The following is a 23,369-nucleotide window of genomic DNA, read 5'->3' on the forward strand; positions in this document are numbered from 1 at the left end:
TTCCAAGACGAACTCGGCTGCATGCTGAGATGCCGAAAGCATTCCTGGGATAAAGCGCTCGGAGCAATAATATATGCGTGCTATCGTTATAGGATCAGGAGTTATTGGTACCTCCGTTGCATACGAGTTGGCGAAAGCGGGAGCGAAAGTTTCTGTCCTTGAGCAGGGTAGAGTTGCTTCTGGCGCTTCCGCGGTAAGTTTTGCTTGGACCAATGCCAACGGCAAAAGACCTCGCGAATACCATGCGCTCAATGTCGCTGGTATGCGCGCCTATATCGATCTCGCCCGTGAGTTCGAGGGCGCGGGCTGGTTCAACCAAACAGGCAGTTTCGAATGGTGGACCACGGAGGCTGCACAGGCAAAGCAGCTGGCGGGAGTAAAGCTTGAACAGGAATGGGGGTATGGCGTCGATTTCATCTCCCGGGATCGCGTTGCCGCGATGGAGCCCGACCTCGATGTTCGGGCGATAGGTGAGGCGCCTATCGTCTATTACCCCGAAGAGGGCTGGATCGATCCAGTTCTGTACGCAGCTTGCCTGTTGCGCAGTGCGTGCGAACGCTGGGGCGCGCAGGTGTACACCGGCACGCAAGTCAAGTCGTTGGAGACGCGGTCTGGACGCGTTTCAGGCGTGCGCACGGCGGCCGGCGAACGATTTGAAGCTGACATTGTGGTGAATTGCGCAGGGGGGGCATCCAAAGACAGCTTGGGCGAGATTCCCGGCATCCCAATGAAGTCGTCAATCGGCGTTCTGGCGTTCACTCAGCCAGTGGCGATGACCTTGAGACGGCAGTTCCACGCTGACGATCTCGATGTCCGTCCCGACGGCGCAGGCCGCCTGATGCTTCATAAAATATCAGTCGACGATCAGCTCTCCGAACCGAAACTGCTTCGGCCCGATGGCATCGAAGCGACCACCATCCTCAATGCTGCACGTGAGCTGCTTCCAGCGCTCGAGGCAGTCAGCATCGAGGCCGTCAGGACGACGGTTCGCCCGATTCCCGGCGACGGATTGAGCTGCGCCGGCCCGATGCCGCAAGTCGATGGGTATTATGTTGGCGTGACACATAGCGGTGTCACGATCGCCCCGCAGATGGCGCGGTTGCTGGCTGATGAGATTGTTCACGGGAACATCCGCGAAGAACTCGCCATGTTCAGACCAGCGCGCTTCTTCGGCGGAGCCCCTGGCAGCGTCGTACCCAAATCCGCGGTTGCCGGCCCCAGCCACGACTGAGCATTCAGGCAAGTCAAGCACCGAGGTGTGGCGCTGCCGTAGGAGATCAACCAGTCCGGAATTCGAATCGAACAAATGAGCGCAGCCTCGGAAAGGGGCGACAATCAAAAGGAAGCGCAAGGGTCGAAGGCTACGCAGAAGACAGGTCATAACCATAACAGGGGAACTCAGATGACACTTCTTTCACGCAGAACTCTATTGCTGGGATCGGCGGCCATTGGCGGCCTCTTGGTCACCGGTGTTGGTACGAATCAAGCTTCGGCAGAAGAAGGCAACACGTTGCGACTGCCGATCGGTCGCGCAGCGGGAAATCTCGATCCGCAGCGTTATGTCGGCATCTTCGCCGTGCAGGATATGATCTTCGACCCGCTCGTGCACTACTCTTCGGGCGGCAAGATCGAACCGGCTCTGGCTGCCTCGTGGGACAAGTCACCCGATGACAAAGTATACACGTTCAAGCTTCGCCCCGAGGTGACGTTCACGGATGGCGAGCCTTGGAACGCCGAAGCGGCAAAGTGGAATCTGGATCGCTGGCTTCCGAAGGAAGACTACAACTGGATGCGTATCAGCGCGAATCTCGACAAGATCGAGATCGTCGACCCGATGACGATCGCAATCCATTTCAAGCAGCCGACTCCCACGGCTCTCGTAGAGTTTTCCTATGTCAGGCCCGTAAGGTTCCTGAGCCCTAAAGCAGTTGATGGAGAGGGTAAGTACGCATCTCCTGTGGGAACCGGTCCGTGGAAGATCGAGAAGGACGCGCCTGAGGGCACCGACCTCATTCCCAACGAAAAGTACTGGGGGGCAAAGCCTTCTGTTGACAAGGTTTCGCTGATTGTCATGCCGGACGCACGCAGTCGGATGTCGGCGCTACGAGCAGGCGACATCGACGCGATGGGCGGACAGTTCATCGCTCCCGTCAGTCCTCAGGATGCGAAGACCCTTGAGTCTTCCGGCATGACCGTGGTGACCGACACGGGCACGGATACGATTGTGCTCGGCTTCAACCCGCGCATCGATACTTTTAAGGATGTGCGTGTTCGCGAGGCGTTCAACCTGCTTATCGACCGCGAGGGCATCTGCAAGGCAGTGATGAAGGGTTTTGCCACGCCTACGATGAACCTTTATCCCGAGGTGATCGCCTATTCGGGAACCCGATTTGAAGTTCCGAAGCGTGACCTGGAAAAAGCTAAGAGCCTGCTCGACGAGGCCGGTTGGGTTGGAGAGCCTGTCCGATCCAAGGACGGCAAGCAGCTGAACATCGATCTTGTCATATCCGAAGACGCGGTCCCGAGCTCCCGGGCCCTAGGCGAGGTTATACAGGCGTTGCTTTCGGAAGCCGGTATCGGCGTGAAGTTGCGCAACGTCGACCACGCTACGCGTCACGGTGATATTCCGGAGTTCAAGTATGATCTCTCGCTGTTTATAACCAACGGCGCGCCGTATGACCCCTTCAATTCAATTGGTTTGATGGTCCTCTCGACGATCGAACCGGGAACGGACGGAAAGATCTACGAGGACAAGGCGGTTGACCCACTGATCCTCAAGGCACTCTCGGCTCCGGAGCCCGAGCGGGCTGAGGCATTCCAGGCCGTTTTCACCTGGCTGCATGACAACTGGGCGATGATGCCGCTGTTCCACGCCCAGCGAATCTGGGCGCACAATGATCGCGTCAAGGCTTTTGCCATACCCGCGACAGAATACGAGATGCCGCTGAAAGGCATATCTCTTTAAGCTGTACCTGTGCCTCGGCTTCGCGCCGAGGCACCCGCAGTCTCAGGAAAGCCAAAGGTTCGCCATGCTGAGAATAGCCATGAAGCGCGGTGTTTCCGCCGCCATCCTCATCGCCATCGCCTCTGTGTTCTCTTTCATCTTGATCGCAGCGTTTCCCGGAAACGTGGCCGCGCTCATAGCTGAGTTGAGAGGCGGCTTTGTGTCGCACAAGGTCGTTGAGCAGGTGGCGATCGAATACGGCCTGAACGATCCGCTGCCATTGCGATATGTGCACTGGCTCGGCGATGTGTTGCAGGGCGATTTCGGAAGGTCGCTGCGAACCGGTCAGCCGGTCTCAGAAGCCATAATGGAACGCCTTGAGCCCACTCTGGTTCTTATTGCTGGCGGCGGCATTGTCATGCTGATCGTTGGTGTCGGGCTCAGCTTCATGGGTGCCATGTGGCCTAACGGAACGACAGACCGGATGATCCGCGCCTTCGCCGTTTTGAACGTGTCGATCCCAAAATTTTTCCTAGCATCAATGCTCATTTATGCGTTCGGCGTGACGTGGAACGTGTTTCCCACTTTCGGCTTCAGGGGACTTTCCAGTTGGATTTTGCCGAGCATCGCCATTGGGGTTGTTCCAGGTGCGCTCCTCAGCCGCGTCGCACGGGTCGCGCTGGAGGAAACTATGAGCAAGCCTTATGTCATCACCGCGATCAGCAAAGGCTTCAGCAGACGAAGAATTCTGTTTCGCGACGCCTTGCCGAATATCGTCCCGGTCGTTTTGACAGCGTTTGGAATGGCGCTGGCCCAGATGGTGCCCAACGCGTTCATCATCGAACCGATTTTTTCGTGGCAAGGTCTTGGCGCCTATTTTGTTGAGGCAGCTCGCTTCCGGGATCTCCCAGTACTGCAGGCGTGCCTGCTGATCTTCTCCGTGCTGTTCATTGTGGTGAATCTCGTCGTCGACCTGATCGTCATTGTCGTCGATCCGCTTCAACGTCGAGCTGCGAGGGCCTGATCATGAGTTCGATAAAATCATTCTTTCGCAGCGTCGGCTGGCCGATCTCGCTGATGATCGGGTTCTTTGTCTTCATCGCGACCTTCGGCTCACTGGTCAGCCCTTATGACCCGAATACGCAAAACCTCCTTGCTCCAACTGAATCGTTTTCAGGAGTCTACTGGCTGGGCACCGACAACCTCGGGCGCGACGTGCTCAGCCGACTTATTGCGGGTGCCCAGACCACGCTCGTGGGTGTGACCATTGTCCTGTTTCTTGCCGGCATATTTGGAATGTTGGTTGGGACCATATCCGGCTATTTCGGTGGCTGGATCGACGAAATCCTCATGCGTATGGTCGACTTCGGCCTCAGTGTGCCTAGTCTCGTGGTGGCGCTGGCGATCGTTGGTGTATTCGGTCCTAGCTATTGGAATATGATCATTGCGCTGGCGATCGCCTGGACGCCAATCTATGCCCGGCTGACGCGAGGTGTGGTGGCGGCGGCAGTAAACCAGCCGCATATCGAAAGCCTTCGCGTTTTGGGCGCCAGCCGACTCAGGATCATATTCAAACATCTGGTGCCGGTCGCATTGGGATCCGTGCTGATCTACGCGAGCGCGGACGTCGGTATTTTGGCCCTCGCGATCGCTAACTTGAGCTTTCTGGGGCTCGGTGTGCAGCCGCCGCAAGCGGAGTGGGGACAGATGCTGGTTTCGAGCCTGCCCTATCTTGAAGAAGCACCGCGCCTGGTGATCCTTCCGGGGCTCGCGCTTACCATCATGGTCGTAGGTTTCAACCTGTTCGGCGAGAAGATCGCGCTGTCCAAGAACCCGCGCCGGATGACCAAGCGGAGCTTGGCCGCCCGCAAGAAACTGTTCATGAAGGAGATCGCGACATGAGCACTGGGAGTTCCCCAACACCTGCATTGCTCGAAGTCTCCAATCTGTCGGTGACGCTCCATACGGCGAGAACCAGCGTCAAGCCGGTCGATGGCGTGAGCTACCGTGTGAACGAAGGCGAGGTCCTGGCGATTGTCGGCGAAAGCGGCAGCGGCAAGACCATCCTCAACATGGCGCCGCTATCTCTGCTTCCGACGGGACTCGACGCTGAAATAGAGGGGACGGTGAAATTCAACGGCCTCGACATCCTGCGAGCGCCTGAGCAACAAATGCGCAAACTGCGTGGCGGCGAGATCGGCGTCATATTTCAGGATCCGTTGAGTTCTCTCAACCCGGTCCGACGCATTGGAAGGCAGATCGCCGAGGTCTCGGAATTGCACCTTGGCATGACTGCGGCGCAGGCCGACAAACGAGCCGCCGAACTGCTGGCGTTGGTCGGGCTACCCGATCCACTAAGCCGACTGCAGCAGTATCCGCACGAGCTTTCCGGGGGTATGCGCCAGCGCGTTGGCATAGCGATGAGCATTGCCGGCGAGCCCAAGCTCCTCATAGCGGATGAGCCTACCACCGCGCTCGATGTCACGGTTCAGGCTCAGATCGTGGAGCTGCTGAAACACCTACAGAGGCGCCTGCAGATGGCCATCGTCATCATCACTCACGATTTTGGTGTGGTCTCCGGCATGGCGACCAAGGTGGCGGTGATGTACGCCGGCCGGCTGTCAGAACTGGGTCCGGTGGACGACGTGCTGATGACGCCGGTCCACCCCTACACCAAAGGTCTGCTCGGTTCAGTTCCATCGCTAAATGCAGACATTGGTTCGAAATTTATTGGTCTTCCTGGCCAGCCGCCAGATCTGTCTCGGTTGATACGCGGTTGTGCGTTCACGCCACGCTGCGCTTCGGCGCTGCAGAGCTGCAGCGCCACTCAACCGCACTTGCTTTCAGTACCAGGAGAGTCGTCGACGCACGTCGCCGCATGCCCGGTCATCATCAACAAGCTTGCGCGAGTGATGGAAGATGCCTGAGAACCTCATTGAGATCGTCGATCTCAAAACTCACTTTCGCGACCGCCACACAGGGGCTGAGATTAAGGCCTGTGATGGCGTGAGCCTGAAGATTGGCGCGGGCGAGATTGTAGGATTGGTCGGGGAGTCGGGATGCGGAAAATCGACACTGGGTCGCACGATCGTCGGTCTCGAGAGCGCCAAATCCGGAGAGATCCGATTCAAGGGCGAAAATTTCCTGGCTATGAGCGGCAAGCATTTGTTCGAACGAAGGCGCAAGATCCAATACATCTTTCAGGATCCGCTTTCCTCGCTGAGTTCCCGACAGACGATTGGTCAGGCGATCGATGAAGCGCTGCTCATCAATGGGGAGAACAACCATTCCGCGCGGGCGGCACATGTCAAAGAACTCTTGGACCAAGTGGGGCTGCCCGAACAGATAATGGAGCGCTATCCGCGCGAGATGTCGGGTGGCCAACGTCAACGCGTGTGTATCGCGCGATCGCTTGCTGCCAACCCAACCGTACTCATATGCGATGAGCCTGTCAGTTCGCTCGATGTCTCCATCAGAGCGCAAATCATGAACCTGTTTCTGAAGCTGCGCGATGATTTCGGAATGTCATGTCTTCTCATTGCGCACGATCTGGCCATCGTTCGCCAGGCCGCACAGCGCGTCTACGTGATGTATCTCGGCCGCGTCATGGAAGAAGGTGAGAGCGGCGCGCTCTATAGCCAGCCCGCACATCCGTATACACAGGCGCTGCTCAGCGCGGTCCCGTCGACAAATCCAGTTGAGGAGCGCGAACGTCAGCGGATCATTCTAAAGGGAGATGTGCCAAGCCCTGTGAATCCGCCGACCGGATGCCGTTTTCGTACGCGCTGCCCTGCCGTGCAAAGTGTTTGTGAGACATCGCCTCCGGTCAACAGCTTGTCGGAATCGCATCTCGCAAGTTGTCATTTCGCTGGTCGGATCAAAGCGGGTATCCTGCAGGAATACGACGTGAGACAAGTCGGATAAACCGGCGTGGGAGACGGAGAGGCCCAGGTTCTCCAATATTGATGCGTACTCGCGGCGCCGAATACGGCTTGGGGATCTCCATGCCAGTAGCCGGAGACCGGATTCCTCTGGTCGGCACAGTCGCAACGTTGCGTCGGCGCGATCGGTGCTTCAGTCGGCATTCAGCGGTACATACATCGGCTACTTGGGTTTCTCCTCAAGCTTTTCATCCCCGAAAGAATTGCCTCCCAGGTGCGGCTCGATATCCGAAGCTTGACGATTCTATCCCACATCCGCCTCACGTCCGCACCCTCAGCGCCTGCTCCAGCCTGTCGGCAATCTGTGTGACGATATAGGCAATCACCATGTAGATCACGACGGCAATCACGAAGGCTTCGAGGTAGTAGTAGTTCAGGGCGGCGGTCAGCTGGGACTGGGCGAAGATATCGACGACCTCGATGGCGAATCCGAGAGAAAGCGCCTTCATGATGACCATCATCGAAGTCGTCAGGTCGGGAATTGCGGTGAGGGCCACCTGGGGAAACAGGATACGTCGAAACAGTTGGCCGCCCGTATAGCCGAGCGAATGGGCCGCGTCCGACTGACCGGTGTCGAATGCATTCAGGGCTCCCTTGATAATCTCGGATTGGAACGCGGCGACACAGCCGGTAATCGCGACGACAAGAATGACCCAATTGGGGGTTTCGTGAGCGTTGAAGTTGATCCCGAGCAACGAGAACAGGAACTGAAATGCGGGCGGCAGACCGAAATAGGCGAGGAAAATAACGATGACCATTGGAACGCCCTTGAAGACGATCTTGTAAGTCATGATGAGCTCTCGCAGAACCGGCACCCGTCTGTATTCGATCAGCGCGAATATGCTGCCGACTATCGTCGACAGGACGAAAATCAAGAGTGCCATTCCAACGGTCACGGGTACGGCACTCAGAATTTCCTGCGTGTCCTGGAGCAAAATATCGGTATCAAACATGGTTGAATACCCTTACGTCAGACGCTCGCGAGGAGCTCGTTCTTGATCGGAGTTGTTGTCGTTGACTCTGGCGCTTGCATCGGTGATCGAAGCTCGAAGAAGCGCACGATGAGCCATGCGACCAGGCACATCAGCGAATAGATGACCGCCAGGACGAGGTAGGTTTCGAACTGGAACTGGTTGTAGTCGCGCTCCATGATCAAATGCGCAGTCGCCATGACGTCGGCGGCGCCGATGTACATGACCAGCGCAACGTTATGGATCAGGTAGATGACGGAGTTCCCGTAGCCCGGTAGTGCGAAGTGCACCGCTTGCGGGCCGACGACGCGAGTAATTTTCTGCCGGAACGTATATCCAAGGCTATCGGCCGCATCGTGCTGGCCGCGATCGACGGCAAGATATGCAGGCCGCATGACTTCCGACAGATATCCTCCATGGTAGAGGCTCAACCCCACCATGGCAGCCATCGTCGGCGAAATAAAATCTTTGGCGCCGAACAGGATCACCAACAGCGGAAGCCCATAAAACGCGACGAACAGCTGCAGGACGACAGGAACGCTCCGGGCATAGGACACGTAGAGGTCCACCAGGTGACTGATCAGTGGCACCCTGCGAACCCGGAGTGTTGTCGCGATGAGAGCCAGACAGAACCCGGAAATGAGGGCCGTAAACGTGATGGCGAGCGTCAGCGGCAGTGCCGAGAGCAACTCGGGAATCATAGCAGATACATCCACTTTGAAACGCTCCTTTTTGCAATTCAGCCTTGCCGCTGACTAGCGAATATGGCCCTCGACGGCCGTGCTATTTCATGTACTGGACGATGCCCTCGCCGAACCACTTCTGCGAGAGCTTCTCGATCGTGCCGTCGTCTTTCAATTCCTTGAGAACCTTGTTCACATCGTCAGCCAGAACCTTGTTCTCGTCTGATCTGTGGATCAGCATGTAGGTGTTGTTGCTGAACACTGGTTCGGACGCCACGATATCGAGTTTCTTTTGCTCGATGACGGTCTGCTCACCGAGATTGGACGGCAAGACGAGAGCGTCGAACTTACCGTTCTGAACTTCGTCCAGCCGGTTCGGGTAGGGAATGCCTGCACTCGATGCCGTGACATCGAGCTTGTATTGCGGGTTTTCTTTCTGCCAGTTCATGATGAACTTGTAGGTTCCACCGCCGGCCGTGGTCGGAACGATCCTCTTGCCGACCAGGTCTTTCATTTCCTTGATGCCGCTGTCTTTCTTGCTGTAGATCTTCATCAGGCTGGCGCCCATGGGATTTTCCGGAATGAAGAACTGCTTGGAGCGCTCGGGCGACTTGTAGTAGCCACCCACCGCGATGTCGTACTTGCCCGTAGCGAGACCGGTTTCCTGGGCAATGTCGGAGACGCCTTCCATTTCGAACTTGTATTGCGGCAGCTTTGCGTTGATCGCCCTCAGGAGATCGGGCTCATAGCCTTGCGGCTCGACGCCGATCGCGCCCCATGCCAGCGGCTTGGATTCGGCAGACGTCGCGATCTTGATTGTCCGAACGGTCTGGCCATAGCTGACCCCCGCCGTTGCAAGGGCTATTGCGATGCCGCCGACGACAGCCAGGGCATGACGACGGGAAAAGCGGGATGTGATTACAGACATTTCTTAGGTTCCCTTGTTGTTGGATTATTGAAAAGCGAGTTCTGACTGCAGGAATTGAGCAAGTCGTGGGCTGGAAGGCGCGTCGAAGATATCAGCCGGGCTGCCATCGGCGGCGACCACGCCACGGTCCATGAAGACGATCCGGTTGGAGATGTTCCTTGCGAATTGCATCTCATGGGTCACAAGCAGCGAAGTGATCCCTGACGAGGTGACGTCCTTGATCACCTTCAGGACTTCACCGACGAGTTCTGGATCCAGCGATGACGTAGGCTCATCGAAGAGTATCACGTCGGGACGAACCGCCAGGGCGCGCGCAATGCCGGTGCGCTGGAGCTGGCCGCCCGACAGTTGGGAGGGATAGCTGTCTCGCTTCGGGGTGAGGCCGACCCGCTCGAGCTCCCGCAAGGCGATCTCCCGCGCCTCGTCCGCGGACTTGCGCTGCACGACGACCAGTGGATCCATCACGTTCTGCAGGACCGTCATGTTCTTGAAGACGTTGAATTGTTGAAAGACCATCGCCGTTCGCAACCGGATCGCCTGGACAGCGACCTTGTCGGCACGCTGGTAATCCATCCGGATCTGATCGAACGCGATGGTTCCTGACGACGGCTTGGCCAGGTAGTTGATGCATTTCAGCAACGTGGTCTTGCCGGTGCCGCTGGGGCCGATGATCGAAACCACGTCACCCCGCTTTACCGAGAGATTGACGCCGTTCAGAACCTGCGTGCTTCCGTAAGACAGCTTTACATCTTTGAGTTCAAGCATTGCTGGTTGTCCCTTCGGAAAGTGTGAGACGGACTGCTTCGACCGCATGCGACATCATCACCCGCTCTCCGCATGGCCGAGAACGTGCATCAGCCGGTTTGCCCAGCCGAAGATCGATATGGCGTGGATCAGGTCGATAATCTCGCGGTCGTCCATGCCGACTGATCGAAGCGCGGCGATATCGTCTGCCGTTGCTTCCGACGGGGCCGCCGACAGGCGGCGGGCAAAACTGTAGATTGCCGCATCGCGTGGGCCGAGCGCTTCAGGTTTATCGAGATAGAGCGCGGTGACCACTTCGTCGTTCTTGGTCAGCTCTGCATGCCTGCGGGCGTGAACAACGGCGCAGAATTTGCAGCCATTGACGATGGACGCACCTAATGCACCAAGCTCGCGGTCAGGGCGGGCAAGCCCGCCTTCGACATACATGATGGCGTTGAACAAGATGGTGCGGGCAAGGTAGCTCTCAGGGTCATGCGCAAGGGTGCGCACATATTCCGAAACTTTCTTGGCTGATGGCGTGACCTTCATCGCTTCAAGCTGTTCCGGCGTGGCCTCGGATAGCTCGACCGGCGCTATGTACGGATGCCAATTCAATGGCTTCAGGCGCACCGCGGAAATCATGCCGTCCTCAACAATCGCAGGCCGGTTGCCACCCGCGTCTGGAAATTGACGAAGGCGATGAGCTCGGAAAGGGCGACGATCTGAGGATTGTTCAATCCAGCTTGGGCGAGCAGGGCGATGTGGCCCGCTTCCGCCTTTTTCGGTGTCAGCGTAATCAGGTCCACATGACGTGCGATGGTCGCCAATGGCTCTTCCAAATCCGTTTCCCCCTGGGCTAAGGCCAGAAGCTGCTCAGTCGGATCGAGCTGAGCCAGCTGCACATCAAATTCGGCCATCAGGACCGGATCGGCATTCAGAGCGGCCATGCGACGGGCCAGAGCAACCCGCAAATTAGGCGCAAGCCCTTGGTCGTTTGCTGGCTGCAGGACGGAGAGGCGACATTCCTCGGCCCCCAGCACGAATTCAGGCCGAAACCGACGCGCGCTGAAAAGCGCATCGTGCGGTGATAGACCGGCGGCCTTGTCCATTGCGTCGATCACAGCGCGGCCTCCTTCTCCAACAAGGGTGTTGAATCGACCCATTCGTCGCCCAGAAGTTCGGGCGTGTCGTAAGCGATCAGGTTGGCGAAGTGGGTTTCGACATCTTCGGCAAACAGCGATGCGGCAATGCCGCGGACCAAACGGTCGGCACCCGCGCTGACGGCTGGGATATCACCGGAGACCTTGCCGTGCGTCAGCATGGCGGCGTCGTTGAAGCAGTGGATATGCGACAGCATCGGGCAGGAGCCGGGGACGCGCTCACGAAACTCGAAGGCGGGACCTAGGTCCGGTGCGTCGGACATGCCTGCACGCGCCGGCCCCATGTCCGGTGTATATCGGCCATCCGACCAGGTGCGGATATGTGGCGCGATGGCTGCAAATTCCGGGCGGCCGTTGAAGTCGTTTGAAAAGCCGGTTGCCGCGATCAGGAAGTCGTAGCGCATCAGCCCCTGGGTGGTTTCGATAAGCAGGCCTCCCGCATCTTCCGTGACCGCGACGATGCCGCAGTCGAGAAAGAACCGGGCATTGGGGTGGCGAGAAACGCGAAGCGTCGATGAACGCGGCGGCGGCGTCTGGGTTGAGGCGGTGTAGTCGAAGAACTTCCACTTCCAGGCATCGGGCAATTGATGCATGCCGAGTACAACACCCGGACTGCCGATTCCGGTCAGCTTGTTGACGCGCGGCATTTCCTTGCGCCGGATCAACATGTCCACAGATCCGGCGCCCGCCTCGAGTGCGGTTGCGGCATTGTCCATGGACGAGGCACCGGCGCCGATGACCGCCACACGCTTACCTTGCAGCGCGTCGAAATCGATCTCGTCCGCAGAATGGGCCCAATAAGCGCGATCGATGCCCCTGAGGAAATCGGGCACGGCAAAACCGCCCAGACCAGAGCGGCCGGTGGCCAGAACGAGATGACGGGTGAGAACCCGGCCGGATTCCGCGCCTTCGATATCGATCGCAATCAGATCACCAACCGGTGCGACGCCGGTCATGCGCACGCCGTTGCGCACAGGCAGAGCAAGAACCTTGCGGTACCAGACCAGGTAATCCATCCACTGGCCCTTGGGGATTTTGTCCAGCGACCGCCAGGCGTCGACGCCCCATTGCGCCGTGAACCAGGCGCGGAACGTCAATTGCGGCAAGCCGAGCGACGGACCGTGCAGGGTCTTCGGCGACCGGAGTGTTTGCATGCGGGCAAACGTTATCCACGGTCCTTCGAGCCCAGCCGGCGCCGCATCATAGGCGACGACATTGGTGATCCCTGCCAGCACCAGCTTTGCCGTGGCAGCAAGTCCGCACATGCCAGCGCCAATGACCACGACATCACGGACCGGGGCGCCCTCATGCATGCGTGTGGGGACCCAGGGCTTGGCGGGCAGCTCGACAAAGTCGAGATCCTGCGCGAGCTGGGCTTCCAACGCGGCAAGGCCCGTCGATGCTGCCGGGGTGGGAGTATGCTTCATATTCCAGTTCCGTTATTTGTGCCCGACGCGGGATCGTTCACCAATTGGCTGGCCAAAGCTGGATCGAGCTTCTTGAAACCGACGATCGACCGTTCAGCCACCGCTTCGACCGCATCCATCAGCGCCTGCGCGACTGGGCGAAGGGGACGTTTTGAGGCAGCCACAACGCCCCAATAAAAGAGAACGGTTACATCGATCGGGCGAATGACGACCCCAGGCAGGGCGACGCCATAGGCCGTGAGGGGATCGATGACGGCCGCGACACCAGTATGGCGCACGATCTGCAACGCGCCGTAGGCAGTATTGGTCCGGATCACCGGGCCGGTGTCGATGCCCCGGGCAGCGAGTGCCTTGGCGACATGCAACTGAAACCGCAGCGGATTGAGCAACGTAGCCACGCGACGACCCGCAAAAGCCGAAAGCGGTATGACATCAAGTTCAGCCAGCGCATCGTCCTCCCGCACGGCAGCAACATCAGGCGCCGAATAGAGCCGTAGGACATCCAGACCGGGCGTATCGAGCGGCAGGCTTGAAAACCCGATCTCGGCACGTCCGCTGCGCACTTCCTGGGCGACGATCGAGGGAAGAAACTGCCCGAGATGCGTCTCGTGCGGAAGCTCGACACCCTTGAGCTCGGCCAGGGCCGCCGGGATCAAGCCGGTGCCGATCGCGGAGGTTGTGACAATCTGCAGGATCCGCCCACGGCCGGCGGCGATCATCTTGGCCCGCGCTGCAAGTTCGGTGAAAGACATCAACAATCGCCGCGCTTCCTCCTCGAATGCGACACCCTCTTCAGACAGCTGCACCCGTCGACCGATCCGATGCAGCAATTCGAAGCCAAGTTCGGCCTCGAGCTCCTGAATGGTGCGTGTCACTGAAGGTTGGGAACGCCCGAGCATGTCAGCCGCCTTGGTAATGCTGCCGCTGGCAGCAACCGCAAGGAAGGTCTGAAGGTCCCGGGTTTCCATGTTCTCCCTACATGCGTAATTCGTATGATTGACATCGTCTCATTCATTTTTGATATATGTCAAGCGGAAACTAATAGTCGTTGCGGCGTTTGCCGGCTCAGAGCCGGAGTCCTGATCGAAACGGCTGATGGCAACCGACGTGACTTCAATTCGGATCCTCCCGATGAAAAAACTTGTAGGCGGGGACGGCAAGGATTCTCGAACCATAAAGCCGGCGACAGGAGGAATGTTATGCGCGTGAGTATTCTGGGCGCTGGAGCAATTGCCTATGGCCTTGCGGCCTATTTGGCACAATCGGGACATACGCCAACACTTTGGTCACCGTCGGGAGACCGCACCAGAACGTTGGCGACTGGCGAATTATTGAAGGCGACGGGGGATATCGAGGCGACGGTGCCGGTGCGTATTGCCAATGATTGTAAAGATGCCATCGATCACGCGGATGTGGTGGTGATCGCGCTTCCCGCTTACGGCCACAAGATAGTGATGGATGCCGCCGTCCCTCACCTGGCAGATGGTATTCCTGTCATCGTCAGTTCGCACAGTTCGTTCGGCGCGCTGTATCTCTCCAAGCGGTTAGCCGAGCGCAAGGTCAGGTTGCCGATCGTCGTTTGGGGCACAACGCTCTTGACCGGCCGCCAGCTCGGACCAGCAGAAGTCCAGGTCACTTCCATTCGCCAGAAGCTTGATGTTGCGACGCTGCCTTTCGATGCGCTCGATCAAGGGTACAAGCTTTGCACGGCCTTGTTCGGCGATCGTTTCGTCAAGCGCGATGGTCTGCTGGCAATTGCGCTCAGCAACCTCAATCCGCAGAACCATCTGGGAATTGCCCTTCTCAATCTCACACGAATGGAGAAGGCCGAGCGATGGAGCCAGGGGGGAAATGTCACTCCTGCCGTTGGTCGCTTCATCGAGGCTCTGGATGCCGAACGATTGGCCATAGCTGGCAATTTCGGTATCGCGGTTCGTACCGTCCAGGAACATTTTTCATTGTCGTTCCACGTCCCCATGAGCACCGTTTCGGAAATGAACCTGGAGATGGATCGCCAAGGTCGTGGCGGCTTTGGCCCGACGACTATCGAGAGCCGCTATATTCTCGAGGACGTTCCGTTCGGCCTGTTACCAACCGCAGTCCTGGGGAAGATCAGCGGAAATCCGGCGGTTCTCCATGAATCCGGAATTTCCATATTGTCGGCGGCTTATGGCCGGGATCTCAAGGGAGATAATGATATTCTTCCTGGGCTCGGCATCGAGAAAATGACAAAGACGGATCTTGAAGCCCTTTGCCGCAAGGGGTTTTGAGCGCGCTCGCGGCCAATGCGGCGTGATTACGCTTTGGGGAAGCTAGCGCGACGCTCCTGTTACATCATTGCGAGCTGATTCTAACCAACGACATCCGAAGGGGACCAACACAGGTTGGATATTATCAAACTGTGTTGGTCCGAGTTGGCTATTTCACCTGCTTGATCTCCCCCGGCGCCAAACGGCGCCGGATAAGACGTGCCGTATCGATCACATCATGCGTTTGATGTCGGTGTACGCGCCATTCGTCTTCAGCGTCACGGTGACGTCGGCACCGGTGCGGTTGCGCCAGAACCAACCGTGATTGCCGTCAAAGGCTGCCTCAAGTACGCCCTCGTCCTCTGCAGCACCGCGTCCCTTCTCGTATGAGATGCTTTCGCCGCCGCCGTCACCATGGGTGTCGAAGTTCACCGCCGCGCCATTGGCTGTCCAAGAGTAGTTTGCCTTTGCGCCCTTGGCCATGACGAGCTTGATCTCAGCTCCTTCGCCGGGCTTGAGGGTGACCGACATTTCGTCCGTCCGCAGTTCCTGGGCAGAGGCGGAACCAATCACCAGTTCAGCGAAGACGCGCTCCAGAAGACTCGACTGCTGATCTTGGCCTGGCACTGCGGTCGGCGTGCCGTTTTGCAATTCGCGAAGGCGGTCTTGCTCGGCCTCTTCGGCGAGTTGTGTCTTGATCTCGCCCATCTCGGTGAGCTCGAGCGCTCGCCCAACGCCGGTGGGATCGATGGCGTATTCGGCCGGCAGCACGATGGTCACAAGGATGGCCGCTGCCGCGACAATGGCGATGAGGGTAGATCGGAGGAGCTGCATGGATGTCGGCAGTTCAGCGCGGGTCGGGATGTCTGTGTTGTACATGGGAGAATTCCTTTTTTGATCTTTACTTGGAGGTTCAGGAGACGACCCAGCCGGTGAGCTGATAGCCGATCAGCACAAACCCGGCGGTCATCATGATGGTGTTGGCGGTGTATGCGTGGCGCCAGAAACTGTCGGTCCGGCGCCAGTAGCCCATAACGATAAGGATAGCAGCGAGCGCGAGAAGCTGACCGACCTCAACGCCGACGTTGAAGGCAAGTAGGTTGGGCACGAGCCCGTCGGGCGAGATGTTGTATTCGATGATCTTCGTCGACAGGCCGAAGCCGTGGAAAAAGCCGAAGATCAGCGTCGCGATCTTGGTGTTCGGCTGGAAGCCGAGCCACCTCTGGAAGGCACCCATATTGTCGAGCGCCTTGTAGACGACCGACAGGCCGATGATCGCGTCGATGATGTAGCTGTTGATGCCAACGTTGAAATAGACGCCAAGCAGCATGGTCGTGGAATGGCCGAGCGCGAACAGGCTCACATAGATGCCAATGTGCTTCATCCGGTAGAGGAAGAAGATCACGCCGAACAGGAACAGGACGTGGTCGTATCCCGTCACCATGTGCTTGGCGCCGAGATAGATGAAGGGCAGCAGATTGATGCCCGTGATCTCCTGGATATAGCCCTTGTCGCCTTCGGCAACGGCATGGGCGAGGGCAGTCCCCCCAAGCAATGGGAGGGTCAGGAGAGCAATGAGCACAGGAAGGGCCAACCGCCAGCGCGCGCAAGGCGTGCGTGGCGGACCCTTGTAGAAGGATCCTTGCATGAGAATTCCAATCGTCGTCGTTGAGGATGGCCGCGCGTGCGGCCGCGATCATGCGATGACGATCTGCCTGGGAGGGCGCTCAAGCCGGAAACGGATTTCGAGGTCGGCAAACGAAGGCGGGTAAACCAGCCAGCTCCGGCCTATCGGCGGTGCTGGCTGCGCGAAGCCCGGAAGCGTGCTCGCCGTTTCATGGGTGTGGTCGGCCGGATTGTGGCCGTGGGTATGACCAAAGCTCTGCTCATCGGCTTCGCCATCGTCATGGCTGTGGCCGTGTTTTTCGATCTGTGCTGTCAGCTCTGCGTGACGCGCTGCCTCGGCGGCAGCGAGCGCAATCGGGCTATGCGAGGCCGAACTACCCACTGGGGAGAGCAGCACGCCGAGAGTCATCGCGAACGCGACGATGAGACGAAAGGCTGTGCTAGGGATCCAATTCGGCATGCTTAACGATTATTCTCTAAAATCCTAACGAATGGTGGCATGCACCAGAATCGAGGCCACTTTGAGGCTTGGAATATCCTCTCTGGGGGGATAGCATCAAGGGCATGAATGAGCGTCCCCACGTCCACGAAACCCATCCTGCCATCATCAAGCGGCTGAAGCGCGCCGACGGCCATCTGCGCGGGATCGTCGAGATGATCGAGGCCGGGCGACCGTGCCTCGACATCGCCCAGCAACTTCATGCCGTGGAGAAGGCCATCGCCCAGGCCAAGAAGACGCTGATCCAGGACCACCTCAACCACTGCCTTGAGGACGTCGTCGGACCGCTGGCGCTCGAGCAGCGCCGCTCGATCGACGAGTTCAAGGATATCACCAAGTACCTGTGAGAAGCGCCATGATGGACAAAGTTCGCGATTGGTTCGGGTTCGGCCCGATGACGCAAGGCATGGGCGGCCACGGACATGATCACGGCGAGGGCGGCCATGGCCACACGCATGGCGTCATCGACCCGACGATCGCCACGACGACGCGCGGCATCTGGGCGATCAAATGGTCATTCGTCGTTCTGGCCATCACGGCGGCGCTGCAGTTGGTGGTCGTGTTCCTCTCCGGCAGCGTGGCGCTGCTGGCCGACACGATCCACAATGTCGGCGACGCGGTCACCGCCATCCCATTGTGGGTCGCCTTCATGCTGGCCCGTCGCAAACCGAGCAAGACGTTCACCTACGGGCTGGGCCGCGTCGAAGATCTGGCCGGCATTCTGATTGTCCTCATCATCTTGTTCAGCGCCATCGTTGCCGGCTACGAGGCGATCGACCGGTTGATCAATCCGCAGCCGATCGCATTTCTTGGCTGGGTCGCCATAGCCGGCATTATAGGTTTCTTAGGCAACGAGGCCGTTGCAGTGTTCCGTATCCGGGTCGGCCGCGAGATCAACAGCGCGGCGCTGATCGCCGACGGCTACCATGCGCGCACCGACGGCTTTACCAGTCTGGCGGTTGTGCTGGGTGCTATCGGCGTATGGCTGGGGTTTCCGCTGGCCGATCCGATCATCGGGCTCTTGATCACGGTGGCCATCTTCGCGATCGTCTGGCAGTCTTCGAAGGCAGTCCTCACGCGCATGCTCGACGGTGTCGAGCCCGGCATCGTCGATGAAATCCATCATGCCGCCGAGCATGTGTCCGGTATCGAACGTGTCCAAAGCGTGCAGGCGCGCTGGATCGGCCATCGCCTGCATGCCGACGTCGCCATCAGTGTCGCCGACGCGGCGACGGCCAAGGACGTGATGGGCGTCACCGAAGCCCTCAAGGAGGAACTGTTCGCCCACTTGCCGGCGTTGGCTGAAGCGAATGTTCGTCTGGAGAGTTCGGCCGGGTCTGCCGCGACGGGCACGGAACCCTCTCACTCACATGGTCATCATGCGCCGGAGCCCTTCAAGGTCGACTGCGATCTGGCTGCCGGGACATTGGAAATCGTCGACACGCCGGCTGGCGAGCGGATGCGGCTGACCATCGACCGGCATGCCGACGATCTGATGGCAACGGTGATCATCGATAGGCCTGGCGGGCCGGAGACGCTTCGCCTCGAACCCGTCGCCGACAACCATCATCGCCTTGAGAGCACCGTGGCTCCTGCTGAGCCGCATGAGTTCCAGGCGAGGCTGGTCTTGGCCGCGAAGGGTCGCGAGCAGGTGCTGCCGTTCAAAATGGTCGAGCCGGAAGGCCACCATCACTGAGATCAGGCCCGCCATTCAATCGCCACGGATCAACGACCCATCGCTCCTCCAAGAAGACAGACATATGCTGCAAGTCCTTGCCAATCGCACTTATCGCCATCTTTTCCTGGCCCAGGTCATCGCCCTGATTGGCACTGGCCTTGCCACCGTGGCGCTCGGGCTGCTGGCCTATGACCTTGCCGGCGCCGATGCCGGCGCGGTGCTCGGCACGGCGCTTGCCATCAAGATGATCGCCTATGTCGGCGTGGCGCCCGTTTCCGCCGCGTTCGCCGAGCGCCTACCACGCCGTACCATGCTGGTTTCGCTCGACCTCATCAGGGCAGGGGTTGCCGTATTCCTGCCCTTCGTCACCGAAGTCTGGCAGATATATCTTCTCATCTTCATCCTGCAGTCGGCGTCAGCCGGCTTCACCCCGACCTTCCAGGCTTCGATCCCTGACGTGCTGCCCGAAGAGAAGGACTACACGCGGGCGCTGTCGCTGTCGCGGCTTGCCTACGATCTGGAGAGCGTGGTCAGTCCGATACTGGCGGCGGCACTGCTTTCCGTCATCAGCTTCCATAGCCTGTTCGCAGGCACGGTCATCGGCTTCCTGGCGTCGGCCGCGCTGGTGGTGTCGGTGGTTCTGCCGAGCCCGAAACCCTCTGAGCCGCGCGGCATTTACGAGCGCACCACACGCGGCATCCGTATCTATCTGGCGACGCCGAGATTGCGCGGCCTGCTGGCGCTCAACCTCGCTGTCGCCGCCGCCAGTGCCATGGTGATCGTCAACACGGTCGTGCTGGTTCAGGCAAAATTCGGCCTTTCCCAGAGCGACACGGCACTTGCCCTTGCCACCTTCGGTGGCGGCTCGATGATCGCGGCGCTGGTCCTGCCGCGGCTGCTGGACAGCATCCCGGATCGGGTTGCGATGTTGTCAGGCGCCGGCCTGCTGGTTGCCGGCGTGTTCGCAGGGCCGTTCGCCATCAGCTATCAGCTGCTCTTGCCGCTCTGGTTCGTGCTCGGGCTGGGCTATTCGCTGGCGCAGACCCCGTCTGGGCGGCTGATCAAGCGCTCGGCCGATCCCGTCGACCGGCCGGCATTGTTTGCCGCGCAATTCGCGCTTTCGCACGCCTGCTGGCTCATCACCTATCCGATCGCCGGACTCGTCGGCGCGGCGATGGGCCTGCCCTTCACCTTTATCCTGCTTGGCGTCATTGGCGCCGCGGCACTCTTTGCCGCGATGTGGTTGTGGCCGCGTCACGATCCCGACGTTCTCAGCCACGCCCATGACGATCTGTCTGACGGGCATTCGCACCTCGAGGACGCCGTCTGGACCGAAGCAGGCTTCGAGCATGCGCATGGTTATGTCGTTAACGATAGGCACCCAAAATGGCCGAAAGCGAGCTGAGCGGCCCCAATGCTGGGAGATGTTGGTGCCTTCGGCGCGCTGTTCCTCACCGCGTTCGCCGCAGCGACAATTCTGCCGCTGCAGTCAGAGGCGGTGCTGGCCGGCCTGCTGCTGACCGGAAGCCAGTCACCGGCGGCGCTGATCCTGGTCGCGACGATCGGCAACGTGCTTGGTTCGGTTGTCAACTGGCTGCTCGGCCGCTGCATCGACCGCTTTCGCGACCGCAAATGGTTTCCGGTCAAGCCCACTGCGCTCGATCGCGCCGCGGCGCGCTACCGCCGTTACGGACGATGGAGCCTGTTGCTGAGCTGGGTTCCCGTCATCGGCGATCCGCTGACGATGATGGCCGGTGTTCTGCGCGAGCCGCTCTGGAGCTTCGTTGCGATCGTCACGATGGCGAAAGCCGGCCGCTATCTCGCGCTCTCGGCGGCGGTGCTGAACTGGCTGTAGGCCGCAACCGCGACCAAGTGGGTCGCTGGGGTAAAACTCTCAAACGGTTTTCCGACTTTATGTCTTATGTCTATACAAATTAGCAAGCGTGCACATGATCGTTGCCAATCAAACAAAAAGGGGAACTAACATGATGACTCTCGACCGCCGCAATTTCCTGGCCTCCACAGCCGGCCTGGCCTTCATTGCCGCGTTTCCGCGCGCCGCGTACTCGGAGGGGCATGAAACGTTGAAGGTCGCCATTGCCGCCGAAACCGGCGATCTCGACCTGCTGCAAAACGTCTCCACGCTGAGTTCCTACACGGTCGTGTTCGACGCCCTCATACACTATGGCCAGGACGGCGCGCTCGAGCCCGGGCTCGCCACCAAGTGGGCTGTCGCCGACGACCAGCTTTCGATCGCCTTCGACCTGCGCGAAGGTGTTGCCTTCAGTGACGGCACACCCTTCGATTCGACCGCCGCCGAATGGAATCTCAAACGCTGGCTGGGCGTCGCGGATTTCTCATGGATCGGTGTGTCCGACGGATTCGACAGCATCGTCACCGATGGACCCAGCAAGTTGACGATCAAGCTGAAGCGTCCGGTGCCCGCCGCCTTGCTGGAGCTCACCATCGTGCGTCCGGTGCGCTTCCTGTCGCCGAAGGCTGTCGACGCCGGCGGCAAGCAGACCGCTCCGGTCGGCACCGGACCGTGGATCGTCGAAAGCTACGATTCCTCCGGCACCGTGCTGGTGCGCAACGACAAATACTGGGGCGAGAAGCCACTGTTTGCTCGCATGGAGCTGAAGGTGGTTCCCGACGAACTCGCCCGCGCCAACGCCCTGCGTTCCGGCGATCTCGACGTGATCGGCGGCGACTGGGTGGCGACGCTGTCGCCACGCCGCGCCCGCGCGCTTGAAAAGGACGGTATGAAAGTGGTGGCCGAGGCCGGCACCGCAACCATGCTGCTCGGTTATTCGCCGAAGGCCAAGATGATGGCCGACAAGGCCGTGCGCGAGGCCATCTATGTCTCGGTCGACCGCGCCGCGATCGCCAAGGTGTTGTTCGAAGGCTACGCAGATCCGGCGGCGGATCTCTTCCCGGCCAACGTGCCTTCGTCGGGCAAGCGGCATGACGTGCCGGTACGCGACGTCGCCGCGGCCAGGAAAATCCTTGCCGATGGCGGTTGGAGCGAAAGCGGAGGCGCCTGGAGCAAGGAGAGCGCGCCGCTGGCGATCGATTTCCTCGTATCGGAGGAATCGCTGCCGGGTTCGCGCCGCATCGCCGAGATGATCCAGGGTCAGCTGTCCGAGGTCGGCTTCCAGGTTCAGGTCTCGTCAGTCGACAACGCCACCATGCACGACCGTCGCCCGGCGTTCGAATATGATCTTGCCTTCTTCACCACCTATGGCGCGCCCTATGATCCGCACGGCACGCTCGGCAACGCGTTCGTATCCACCGCCGACAGCGGGCCGGACGGCAAGATCTATGTTTCCCCGGAGCTTGATGGCGTGGTCAAGGCCGCGCTCGAAGCGAGCGGCGACGAACGCGAAGCCAAGATGCAGGCGCTCTACGACTGGCTGCACGACAACCGGGCGATCTGCCCGCTCGTTGTCAGCCAGCGGCTGTGGGCGCACAATCCTCGCGTCGAGAACTTCGCGCTTCCCGCGACGGACTACGACCTGCCGTTCAAGGCGATCACGCTGAAGGCCTGAACGCCTCGAACCTCCTGGGGGAGTTCCGATGAGACGCACGATTCTGCGAAGGATGTTGCTTGCCTGTCTGCTTGTCGTGGCGGCATCGGCATTGACCTTTACCCTGGTTGCCGCGGCGCCGGGCAACGTCGCCGCGCTCATGGCCGAGCGTGCGGCAGGCCCGGGCGCGGATGCCGAAATGATCAAGAAGATCGGCGAGGACCTCGGGCTCTATGATCCGCTGCCGGTCCGCTACGGCCGATGGCTTTTCAGCGCCATCACAGGCGATCTCGGCGTCTCGCTGCGCACCGGCAAGCCGATCGCGCAGGAATTCGCCGCCAGAATCCCGATGACGGCGGCGCTGCTTGCGGGCGGCGGCATTCTCGCCTTTTTCCTGTCGCTGGCGCTCGGCGTTGCCGGTGCGGTCAGCAATGGTGGCGCGTTGGACTGGTTCCTCCACGCCTTCTCGCTGGTCGGCGCCTCGACGCCGAACTTCTTCGTGGCGGCGCTGCTGGTCATCGTCTTTTCGGTGATGCTGGGCTGGCTGCCCAGCTTCGGCGTCAGCGGCTTCACCTCGTGGCTCTTGCCGTGGGTGACAATCGCCCTGTTTCCGGCATCGGTGCTGAGCCGCGTCGTCCGCGTCAACCTCCAGGAGGCCATGTCGCGACCCTTCGCCACGACGGGCTTCGCGAAGGGCTACACGAGGACACAGGTGCTGATGCGCGAGGCTCTGCCCAACATCGCCATCCCGTTCCTGACCACCTTCGGCGCCCAGTTCACGCTGATGATCATCGGTTCGATCGTGGTTGAAACCGTGTTTGCGCTGCGCGGCGTCGGCGCCTTCTTTATCGATGCAATCCGCTTCCGCGACTTCGTCGGCATGCAGTCGGTTCTGTTGCTGTTCGTGGTGTTCTTCGTTGTCGTCAACCTGATGGTTGACGTGATCTGCATGTTTGTCGACCCGCGCATGCGTAGGGCGAGAGGAGCTTGAT

General features: G+C 59.7%; 24 protein-coding genes. 13 read left to right on the forward strand and 11 right to left on the reverse strand.

What is annotated here, in order from left to right:
* The first annotated feature begins 73 nt into the window (after positions 1-73).
* The 6 genes from NKH22_RS12025 to NKH22_RS12050 all read left to right on the forward strand — a co-directional run bounded on the left by NKH22_RS12025 (position 74) and on the right by NKH22_RS12050 (position 6,868).
* Positions 74-1,231, forward strand: a complete 1,158-nt coding sequence (locus NKH22_RS12025) for an NAD(P)/FAD-dependent oxidoreductase (protein ID WP_081727304.1) — start codon at positions 74-76, stop codon at positions 1,229-1,231.
* 171 nt (positions 1,232-1,402) lie between these two features.
* Complete coding sequence (locus tag NKH22_RS12030) at positions 1,403-2,965, forward strand: ABC transporter substrate-binding protein (RefSeq protein ID WP_031202376.1); 1,563 nt, start codon at positions 1,403-1,405, stop codon at positions 2,963-2,965.
* A gap of 64 nt (positions 2,966-3,029) precedes the next feature.
* Positions 3,030-3,968 (forward strand): ABC transporter permease, encoded by a 939-nt coding sequence (locus tag NKH22_RS12035; RefSeq protein WP_023686269.1) that lies wholly within the window; start codon positions 3,030-3,032, stop codon positions 3,966-3,968.
* A gap of 2 nt (positions 3,969-3,970) precedes the next feature.
* Positions 3,971-4,846: an ABC transporter permease gene (locus NKH22_RS12040; protein ID WP_023683335.1), complete on the forward strand. Its 876-nt coding sequence runs from the start codon at positions 3,971-3,973 to the stop codon at positions 4,844-4,846.
* On the forward strand, positions 4,843-5,871 hold the full coding sequence (locus tag NKH22_RS12045; protein WP_352909618.1) for an ABC transporter ATP-binding protein: 1,029 nt from the start codon (positions 4,843-4,845) through the stop codon (positions 5,869-5,871). The genes NKH22_RS12040 and NKH22_RS12045 overlap by 4 nt, the downstream gene beginning before the upstream one ends.
* Complete coding sequence (locus NKH22_RS12050; RefSeq protein WP_023686268.1) at positions 5,864-6,868, forward strand: ABC transporter ATP-binding protein; 1,005 nt, start codon at positions 5,864-5,866, stop codon at positions 6,866-6,868. Before NKH22_RS12045 ends, NKH22_RS12050 begins: the two co-directional genes overlap by 8 nt.
* A 277-nt stretch (positions 6,869-7,145) precedes the next feature.
* Here NKH22_RS12050 and NKH22_RS12055 read toward each other — a convergent pair whose 3' ends face one another.
* From NKH22_RS12055 to NKH22_RS12090, 8 genes are all read right to left on the reverse strand, one after another.
* Positions 7,146-7,838: an amino acid ABC transporter permease gene (locus tag NKH22_RS12055; protein WP_023669865.1), complete on the reverse strand. Its 693-nt coding sequence runs from the start codon at positions 7,836-7,838 to the stop codon at positions 7,146-7,148.
* 17 nt (positions 7,839-7,855) lie between these two features.
* Positions 7,856-8,572: an amino acid ABC transporter permease gene (locus NKH22_RS12060; protein WP_023686267.1), complete on the reverse strand. Its 717-nt coding sequence runs from the start codon at positions 8,570-8,572 to the stop codon at positions 7,856-7,858.
* A gap of 67 nt (positions 8,573-8,639) precedes the next feature.
* Positions 8,640-9,467: a transporter substrate-binding domain-containing protein gene (locus tag NKH22_RS12065; protein WP_023669867.1), complete on the reverse strand. Its 828-nt coding sequence runs from the start codon at positions 9,465-9,467 to the stop codon at positions 8,640-8,642.
* Positions 9,468-9,491: 24 nt separating this feature from the next.
* Entirely contained in the window at positions 9,492-10,232 is a 741-nt protein-coding gene (locus tag NKH22_RS12070) for an amino acid ABC transporter ATP-binding protein (RefSeq protein WP_023669868.1), read from the reverse strand.
* 57 nt (positions 10,233-10,289) lie between these two features.
* Entirely contained in the window at positions 10,290-10,853 is a 564-nt protein-coding gene (locus NKH22_RS12075) for a peroxidase-related enzyme (RefSeq protein ID WP_023669869.1), read from the reverse strand.
* Positions 10,850-11,332, reverse strand: coding sequence for a CMD domain-containing protein (locus NKH22_RS12080; RefSeq protein ID WP_023669870.1), 483 nt, complete (start codon positions 11,330-11,332; stop codon positions 10,850-10,852). Before NKH22_RS12080 ends, NKH22_RS12075 begins: the two co-directional genes overlap by 4 nt.
* Complete coding sequence (locus NKH22_RS12085; protein ID WP_023686266.1) at positions 11,329-12,798, reverse strand: NAD(P)-binding domain-containing protein; 1,470 nt, start codon at positions 12,796-12,798, stop codon at positions 11,329-11,331. The genes NKH22_RS12080 and NKH22_RS12085 overlap by 4 nt, the downstream gene beginning before the upstream one ends.
* A complete protein-coding gene (locus NKH22_RS12090; RefSeq protein WP_023669872.1) occupies positions 12,795-13,766 on the reverse strand; it encodes a LysR family transcriptional regulator in 972 nt (323 codons plus the stop codon). The genes NKH22_RS12085 and NKH22_RS12090 overlap by 4 nt, the downstream gene beginning before the upstream one ends.
* A gap of 231 nt (positions 13,767-13,997) precedes the next feature.
* Between NKH22_RS12090 and NKH22_RS12095 the strand changes: the two genes are divergently transcribed.
* Positions 13,998-15,068, forward strand: coding sequence for an NAD/NADP octopine/nopaline dehydrogenase family protein (locus NKH22_RS12095; protein WP_031202372.1), 1,071 nt, complete (start codon positions 13,998-14,000; stop codon positions 15,066-15,068).
* A gap of 210 nt (positions 15,069-15,278) precedes the next feature.
* Here NKH22_RS12095 and NKH22_RS12100 read toward each other — a convergent pair whose 3' ends face one another.
* The 3 genes from NKH22_RS12100 to NKH22_RS12110 are packed head-to-tail and all read right to left on the reverse strand — an operon-like array spanning position 15,279 to position 17,133.
* Positions 15,279-15,926 carry a hypothetical protein gene (locus NKH22_RS12100; RefSeq protein ID WP_023683328.1) on the reverse strand — a complete coding sequence of 216 codons (648 nt, stop codon included), beginning with the start codon at positions 15,924-15,926 and terminating at the stop codon, positions 15,279-15,281.
* 34 nt (positions 15,927-15,960) lie between these two features.
* Positions 15,961-16,695: a HupE/UreJ family protein gene (locus NKH22_RS12105; RefSeq protein ID WP_031202371.1), complete on the reverse strand. Its 735-nt coding sequence runs from the start codon at positions 16,693-16,695 to the stop codon at positions 15,961-15,963.
* Positions 16,696-16,743: 48 nt separating this feature from the next.
* Entirely contained in the window at positions 16,744-17,133 is a 390-nt protein-coding gene (locus NKH22_RS12110) for a hypothetical protein (RefSeq protein ID WP_023683326.1), read from the reverse strand.
* A gap of 104 nt (positions 17,134-17,237) precedes the next feature.
* Between NKH22_RS12110 and NKH22_RS12115 the strand changes: the two genes are divergently transcribed.
* The 6 genes from NKH22_RS12115 (at position 17,238) to NKH22_RS12140 (ending at position 23,368) form a co-directional block, all read left to right on the forward strand.
* Positions 17,238-17,519 (forward strand): metal-sensing transcriptional repressor, encoded by a 282-nt coding sequence (locus NKH22_RS12115; RefSeq protein WP_023669876.1) that lies wholly within the window; start codon positions 17,238-17,240, stop codon positions 17,517-17,519.
* An 8-nt stretch (positions 17,520-17,527) separates the two neighbouring features.
* Complete coding sequence (locus tag NKH22_RS12120; RefSeq protein ID WP_023686263.1) at positions 17,528-18,868, forward strand: cation diffusion facilitator family transporter; 1,341 nt, start codon at positions 17,528-17,530, stop codon at positions 18,866-18,868.
* A gap of 64 nt (positions 18,869-18,932) precedes the next feature.
* On the forward strand, positions 18,933-20,255 hold the full coding sequence (locus NKH22_RS12125) for an MFS transporter (RefSeq protein WP_023691678.1): 1,323 nt from the start codon (positions 18,933-18,935) through the stop codon (positions 20,253-20,255).
* 9 nt (positions 20,256-20,264) lie between these two features.
* The gene (locus NKH22_RS12130) at positions 20,265-20,705 is read left to right on the forward strand and encodes a YqaA family protein (RefSeq protein WP_023683323.1); all 441 of its coding nucleotides are present in this window, start codon (positions 20,265-20,267) and stop codon (positions 20,703-20,705) included.
* Between the two features lie 130 nt (positions 20,706-20,835).
* Positions 20,836-22,398, forward strand: coding sequence for an ABC transporter substrate-binding protein (locus NKH22_RS12135; RefSeq protein ID WP_023686260.1), 1,563 nt, complete (start codon positions 20,836-20,838; stop codon positions 22,396-22,398).
* 28 nt (positions 22,399-22,426) lie between these two features.
* Positions 22,427-23,368, forward strand: coding sequence for an ABC transporter permease (locus tag NKH22_RS12140; protein WP_352909620.1), 942 nt, complete (start codon positions 22,427-22,429; stop codon positions 23,366-23,368).
* Position 23,369: the final 1 nt, after the last annotated feature.

Source organism: Mesorhizobium sp. M1252 (genome assembly GCF_040318265.1).
GTDB lineage: Bacteria > Pseudomonadota > Alphaproteobacteria > Rhizobiales > Rhizobiaceae > Mesorhizobium.